The following is a 6,005-nucleotide window of genomic DNA, read 5'->3' as shown; positions in this document are numbered from 1 at the left end:
TCGCTGCGTTTAGCAAAAAATTCGCGAATTATTGACGAAAATCGCTGCGTTTAGCAAAAAATTCGCGAATTATTGACGGAAATTACTTTTTTTGTAAGAAAAAATATGAATTCCAATGGGGCTTTTTTATTCTTTTCCAAGAATTTATGAATTCAGGGCAGAATTTTCTATTTTTTTGCCAAAAAATTATGAACTCTAATAAAAAATGTCTATATTTGTGCTGTGTAATCTTAATTATTATTTACCTATTAACTTAAAGCCCATGGAAATTAAAAATTCTAACAGGGGAAAGCTTCAAAACATGGAGCATTTTCAGTTTGCCGGTCACGTGCTGGCGCTTTGTGAAGAATCGAAAATCAAGAAATTGGAGCCACTGCTTGCTCCCCTAAAAAAAGCACTCGCAGAAGAAGACAAAGCACTAAATCTGCCACGCCGTCAAGAGGGAACGAGAGAACTCAAGAAATTGGACAAAGCGCGCGACCAAGCTTATCGCTCATTACAGTTGTTAGTTGAATTGAACATGAACGAAAGTGAGGAAGAGTTTAAAAAGTCAGCAGAAGTTCTGTCTGATATTCTGGCACGCTATCCGCGCGTGACGCAGTCCAATTATGACAAGGCAAGCGGCATGATTAAGAACCTCATCACCGATTTACAGTCGCCCGCTGCATCAAGCCACGTGTTGCATATCAGCGCGCAACCCTACGTAGACCGATTGGATCTCGCCAATAAAACGTTTGATTCGCGCTACCGTACACGCCTCAAATCGGCCGTGCCGACGGGCACGTTCGATATGAAAGCCCTGCGCGCTGAGACCGACAAGGCGCTCAAGGCCGTTCTGCGCCGAATGGACTCGCTCGACGACCTTGAGCCCGAAACGCCCAAGCTTGCGGAGCTTATCACACAGTACAACGCGCTCGTGGACAAGAAGAGTTCCACGCTGTCGCACCGCGCAGGCACGTCGCAGATTGCCCGCGATAAGCGAACGGCAGAATACGACGCAATGCTCAAGCCCGGCTTCGCGCAATTGGAGGAAACACTCGGCCTGCCCGCAGAAAGCCTGTCGTTTACGGGCAAAACGGAAGGTTCCGGTCCGAAACGCCACTATCAGCTCGCAATTAAAGGTCAGGCGGGCGCCGACGGCAAACCCCGCACCATCTGGGTCGGTGTAAACAAAAACGGCTCACTTTTTGAGTACAAAAAGATTGCTATCGAAAAACCGAAGCAAGAGGGCGAGAAGCCAGCCCCTGTTCCTCCCAAGAAAAAGGAGTAGAAAAGCACACTTATGCTTTTCCCGAGGAAAAAAAGTAAAAAATAAACAGACCTTACAGGCGTTCCGTCCTGCAAGGTCTGTTTTTATTCACAATGAAGCTGCAAGCTCGTCCTCCCCTCCTTTGGAGGGGCAGGGGGAGGCTCCCGTCTTCTTTCTCACAGATGCGCCAGCTCGACAACCTTGTCGACTGCCGCTCCGATGGCGTCGACGTCCTTACCACCGGCTTGTGCGTAATGCGGCTGCCCTCCTCCGCCGCCCTTGATGAGCCGGGCCGCTTCGCGGATAATTTTTCCGGCGTCGAGCCCGTGGTCCTTCACCATGTCGTCGCTGAACATCACCGTCAGCAGTGGTTTGTCGCCGGCGGTGCTGCCGATGACGGCAACGAGCCTTTCGCCCATGCTTTCGCGCAGTTTGAAGACCAGATCTTTCGCGTCGGCCGGCTCTAAAGGCAGCACGGCCTTCACAACGTGCACGCCGTTGACCAGTCGCGCGCGGTTGAGAAGCTCCTGCTTGGTGCGTTCGACGGTCTGCGCGCGGAAACGTTCAATTTCCTTGCTCATTTCGTCGTGCTCGCCGATGTATTTCACGAGCGCCGCCTTCAGGTCCTTGGCGTTGTTGAACAATGCGCGCAAATCGGTCATGGTGTCCTGTAGGGCGTAGAGGGCGTCCTCGCACGCTTGTCCCGTGAGCGCCTCGATGCGCCGAATGCCGGCCGCAACGCTGCTTTCGCCTATAATTTTGAAGAAACCGATGCGCCCCGTGCTCTTGGCATGAATGCCTCCGCAGAATTCGCAGCTGGGCCCGAAGCGCACCACGCGCACCTTGTCGCCGTACTTCTCGCCGAAGAGTGCCACCGCCCCGAGCTGCCGCGCTTCGGCGAGCGGTATGTCGCGGTGTTCGTCGAGCGGCAAATCTTCGCGGACGAGCCGGTTGACGAGTCGCTCGACGCGGCGGAGCTCCTCGTCGGTCACTTTCTGAAAGTGCGAGAAGTCGAAGCGCAGCGTCGTCGGGTCGACGTACGATCCTTTCTGCTCGACGTGGTCGCCCAGCACTTGTTTCAGCGCATAGTCGAGCAGATGCGTGGCCGTGTGGTTGGCTGCGCTGGCATTCCGCTTCTCCACGTCGACGCAAGCCATGAATTCGGCCTTCAGGTCTTTCGGAAGTTCGCCCACGATGTGAATGCTCTGGTTGTTCTCGCGCTTTGTGTCGAGAATAGCGACGGTCTCATCGTCGTTCACGAGCGCACCTTGGTCGCCCACCTGTCCGCCCATTTCGCCGTAGAACGGCGTTCGGTCGAGCACGAGTTCGAAGTGGAAACTCTTCTTTTGCGTCACTTTTCGGTAGCGGAGGATATGGCAACTGTATTCCGTATGGTCGTAGCCGACGAATTCCTGTTCGCCATCTCTGATGATTTCCCAATCTCCGTTCTCCACTGCAGCGGCGTTGCGCGCGCGAGCCTTCTGCTTGGCCATTTCCTCGTTGAAACCCTTTTCATCTACAGTATAACCGTATTCGCGGCAAATCAGCTCGGTCAAATCGAGCGGAAAGCCGTAGGTGTCGAACAATCTAAAAGCGCTGACGCCGTCAAGTTCGCTCCGTCCGTGTGCTTTCAGCTCGTCCATGTCGCCATTGAGGAGGTTTATGCCCTTTTCCAATGTGCGAAGAAAGGAATCTTCTTCTTCTTTCATCACACGGCCGATGAGTTCTTGTTGCGCCGGAAGTTCGGGGTAAGCCTGCCCCATTTCGTGCACCAAAACAGGCAGGAGCCGGTATAAGAACGCCTCTTTTTGGCCGAGGAACGTGTAGGCGTAGCGCACGGCACGGCGCAAGATGCGGCGAATGACGTAGCCGGCTTTTGCGTTGCTCGGCAGTTGGCCGTCCGCAATGGAGAAGGCGACGGCCCGAAGATGGTCGGCCACCACGCGCATGGCCACGTCTGTCTTCTCTTGTTCACTCATACATTCGCCGTTCGGGCCGGTTGGCGTCGTAAAACCGTAGCGTTTGCCACTGAGTGCTTCTATTTGTTTGATGACAGGCTGGAAGATATCGGTGTCGTAGTTGCTGTGCTTGTCCTGCAACATGCGCACGAGTCGCTCGAAGCCCATGCCCGTGTCGATGACATGCATGGGCAGTGGGGCCAGACTTCCGTCGGCTTTGCGGTTGTATTGCATGAAGACGAGGTTCCAAATCTCAATCACTTGCGGATTATCTTTATTGACAAGGTCGCGCCCGGGCACTTTTGCTTTCTCTTCAGGTGTGCGTGAATCCACGTGAATCTCCGTGCAAGGACCGCAAGGTCCCGTGTCGCCCATCTCCCAAAAGTTGTCGTGTTTGTTGCCATCAATGATGTGATCGGCCGCAACATGCTTGGCCCAATAGCCGGCCGCCTCGTCATCGCGTGCGAGTCCCTCCTCTTTTGCACCTTCAAACACGGTGACATACAAGTCGTCGGGGTTCAGATGAAGCACGTCTACGAGGTATTCCCACGCATAATCGATGGCACCTTCCTTGAAATAATCGCCGAAACTCCAGTTGCCCAACATCTCGAACATCGTGTGATGATAAGTGTCATGGCCCACTTCCTCAAGGTCGTTGTGCTTTCCGCTCACGCGAAGACATTTCTGAGAGTCCACCCGACGAATGTCTTTTCCGGGGTCTTTCGTGCCAAGGATAATGTCTTTCCACTGGTTCATACCGGCATTTGTGAACATCAACGTAGGGTCATCCTTGATAACCATCGGTGCTGAGGCTACAATCTTGTGTCCCTTGCCCTCAAAGAATTTCTTGTAAGACTCGCGGACTTCATTTGCTGTCATCATCTTCTCTATAAAGTTTTGAATTGTTTTAATCTGAAAAATCAACGACAAAGGTACAAAAAAGATTAGAGATGAGGGGAGAGAGTCGCGGAATTTTGCTAACTTTGCAAAGAAATTAAGCGTTGTTGCATCAAAAACTATAGGAATATGCCCCTCCATACGAATAAAAATCTGAAGTTGTATTACAGCATCAAGGAAGTTGCGGCCATGTTCGAAATCAACGAAAGTACGCTGAGATTTTGGGAGACAGAGTTCCCTCATCTGCGACCTAAGGTGCAGAAAGACAGTAAAGCCAGGCAGTATACCGACAAGGATATCGAACAAATCAAGCTCATCTACAATCTCGTGAAGGTGAGAGGCTTCAAATTGGCGGCAGCAAGAAAGGTACTCAATGCCAATCGCGAGGGAGTTGACAAGACGGCCGACGTGATGGAGACGCTAATCTCGGTGCGCGACCGCTTGAAACAGATGAAGAAGCAACTCGACGGACTTGTGTAGCCTTTGCAAAGACTTGTTCTTAACATATCAATCATTCAATTATTAACATTTTAATTTATGAAAAAAAGAGCGTTAAACAAAATTTTCAGTGTATTGACAATGGTCATGATGTTCTTCGTTATGACCGCAGTTACGGCTTGTAGCAGCGATGATGACGAACCGACGCTGACCGAAGAAACCATCAAAGGCAGCACTTTCACGGTGGAAAAGATTGAGACCAATGTCGCTGGTCAGTGGGTTTCGTTAGATGCTTCGCAAGCAAAAAACTTCAGTTATCAGTTGAAGTTCAATGCCGACGGCAGCGGTTCGCGTATCTTGAACGGCCGAACCGTCTACCAATGGAAGACATTCAGCATGAAAGACGGCAAGGTGTTGCTTGACAATCGTGCCGAGACAAGCCTGTCCATTTCAGGAGGTAAGCTTGTAGAAAGCCAAAAAGGGGGAGGTATGGAGCTCCGAATCACCTACAAGAAGTAGGCTTATCCATCAGAAATGCCCACGGAACAGCGTGCCTGTCGCGGGCATTTTTCATTCAAACAATAATGATATAAACAATCAACAAACAATGACAATGAACAAGATTTATACTTTCATGCTTTCTGCCTTGATGGCTATTGCGTTGGTATCCTGCGGAAGTAATGATGAAACCGACACGCCCCAACCGGCTCCGGTGGGCCCGAAACGTGCGTTTACAAAAGTGCCTAAGAGCATTGCGGGCTCTGAATTTAAGACCGATGCAAGCGGTAGACTCATTGGTCTCTCAGGAAGTTCGGAGGCTTATGCGTACACACTTGACTATAATACGAAAGCCAATAAGGGCAAAAATGAGCCAGATGTCGTGATTACTCAGACTGAAGATGGAGTAATAGGGACGATAACCAAGGTCTTTCTGAATGAAAAAGGCTATGTGAAGCATGCCGAAATGCAGCAATATGACAAAGATAAGAAACCGTATCCTCCTTACAGTTACGACTTAACCTACAATGCTGACGATCATATAGAGACTGTGATTGAAACAGATAAAAAAGGAAAGTCCATCACAACCATCAGCTATAAAGATGGTGATATCGTGAGTTGTACGGATAAAATAGGAACGGAAACCAACACATATGTCACTCATTACACCTCAAAAGAAGTCACAACGCCCATCGTGAACAAGGGGGGCCTCATGCCTTATAGCCTTTTTGGTGTGGATGTAGATGAGCTTGATATTGCTTATTACGCCGGAATGCTGGGCAAACCTACCCGTCATTTGCCCTTGGGTTATAGCTGGAATGGTAAGAGACAGAATACCGTAACGTGGAAACTTGATAAAGAAGGCTATCCCATACAGTGTAAAGTGGTTGTTCATTCGGAGAGAGAGCATACCTCAATCGAGGCAATCGTCTGGCAATAACCTCTTTTTTAGCATGCCTCGGCAG

5 protein-coding genes are annotated in these 6,005 nt (G+C 50.3%); 4 read left to right on the top strand and 1 reads right to left on the bottom strand.

The annotated features are described in order from the left end of the window. Positions 1–301 precede the first annotated feature (301 nt). A complete protein-coding gene (locus tag HMPREF9944_RS06650) occupies positions 302–1,270 on the top strand; it encodes a DUF6261 family protein (protein WP_320051453.1) in 969 nt (322 codons plus the stop codon). A gap of 155 nt (positions 1,271–1,425) precedes the next feature. Here HMPREF9944_RS06650 and alaS read toward each other — a convergent pair whose 3' ends face one another. Continuing rightward, positions 1,426–4,089, bottom strand: a complete 2,664-nt coding sequence (alaS, locus tag HMPREF9944_RS06645; RefSeq protein ID WP_008565343.1) for an alanine--tRNA ligase — start codon at positions 4,087–4,089, stop codon at positions 1,426–1,428. Between the two features lie 144 nt (positions 4,090–4,233). On the opposite strand from alaS, the gene HMPREF9944_RS06640 reads away from it, so the two are divergent. The 3 genes from HMPREF9944_RS06640 (at position 4,234) to HMPREF9944_RS06630 (ending at position 5,980) form a co-directional block, all read left to right on the top strand. After that, a complete protein-coding gene (locus HMPREF9944_RS06640) occupies positions 4,234–4,584 on the top strand; it encodes a MerR family transcriptional regulator (protein ID WP_008565342.1) in 351 nt (116 codons plus the stop codon). A 57-nt stretch (positions 4,585–4,641) separates the two neighbouring features. Beyond that, the gene (locus HMPREF9944_RS06635; RefSeq protein WP_008565341.1) at positions 4,642–5,061 is read left to right on the top strand and encodes a hypothetical protein; all 420 of its coding nucleotides are present in this window, start codon (positions 4,642–4,644) and stop codon (positions 5,059–5,061) included. 94 nt (positions 5,062–5,155) lie between these two features. Then, positions 5,156–5,980 (top strand): DUF4595 domain-containing protein, encoded by an 825-nt coding sequence (locus tag HMPREF9944_RS06630; RefSeq protein ID WP_244861129.1) that lies wholly within the window; start codon positions 5,156–5,158, stop codon positions 5,978–5,980. Positions 5,981–6,005 lie beyond the last annotated feature (25 nt).

Source organism: Segatella maculosa OT 289, from assembly GCF_000243015.1.
Taxonomy (GTDB): Bacteria; Bacteroidota; Bacteroidia; order Bacteroidales; family Bacteroidaceae; genus Prevotella; species Prevotella maculosa.
Note: the sequence above shows the minus strand (reverse complement) of the source record. Positions and strands in the feature narration are given on the sequence as shown.

What these genes read in the sequence shown, in the direction of transcription:
- HMPREF9944_RS06650 (WP_320051453.1), top strand. Translation starts at nt 302, where the DNA reads ATGGAGCATTTTCAGTTTGCCGGTCACGTGCTGGCGCTTTGTGAAGAA.
- HMPREF9944_RS06640 (WP_008565342.1), top strand. Translation starts at nt 4,234, where the DNA reads ATGCCCCTCCATACGAATAAAAATCTGAAGTTGTATTACAGCATCAAG.
- HMPREF9944_RS06630 (WP_244861129.1), top strand. Translation starts at nt 5,156, where the DNA reads ATGAACAAGATTTATACTTTCATGCTTTCTGCCTTGATGGCTATTGCG.
- alaS (WP_008565343.1), bottom strand. Translation starts at nt 4,089, where the DNA reads ATGATGACAGCAAATGAAGTCCGCGAGTCTTACAAGAAATTCTTTGAG.
- HMPREF9944_RS06635 (WP_008565341.1), top strand. Translation starts at nt 4,642, where the DNA reads ATGAAAAAAAGAGCGTTAAACAAAATTTTCAGTGTATTGACAATGGTC.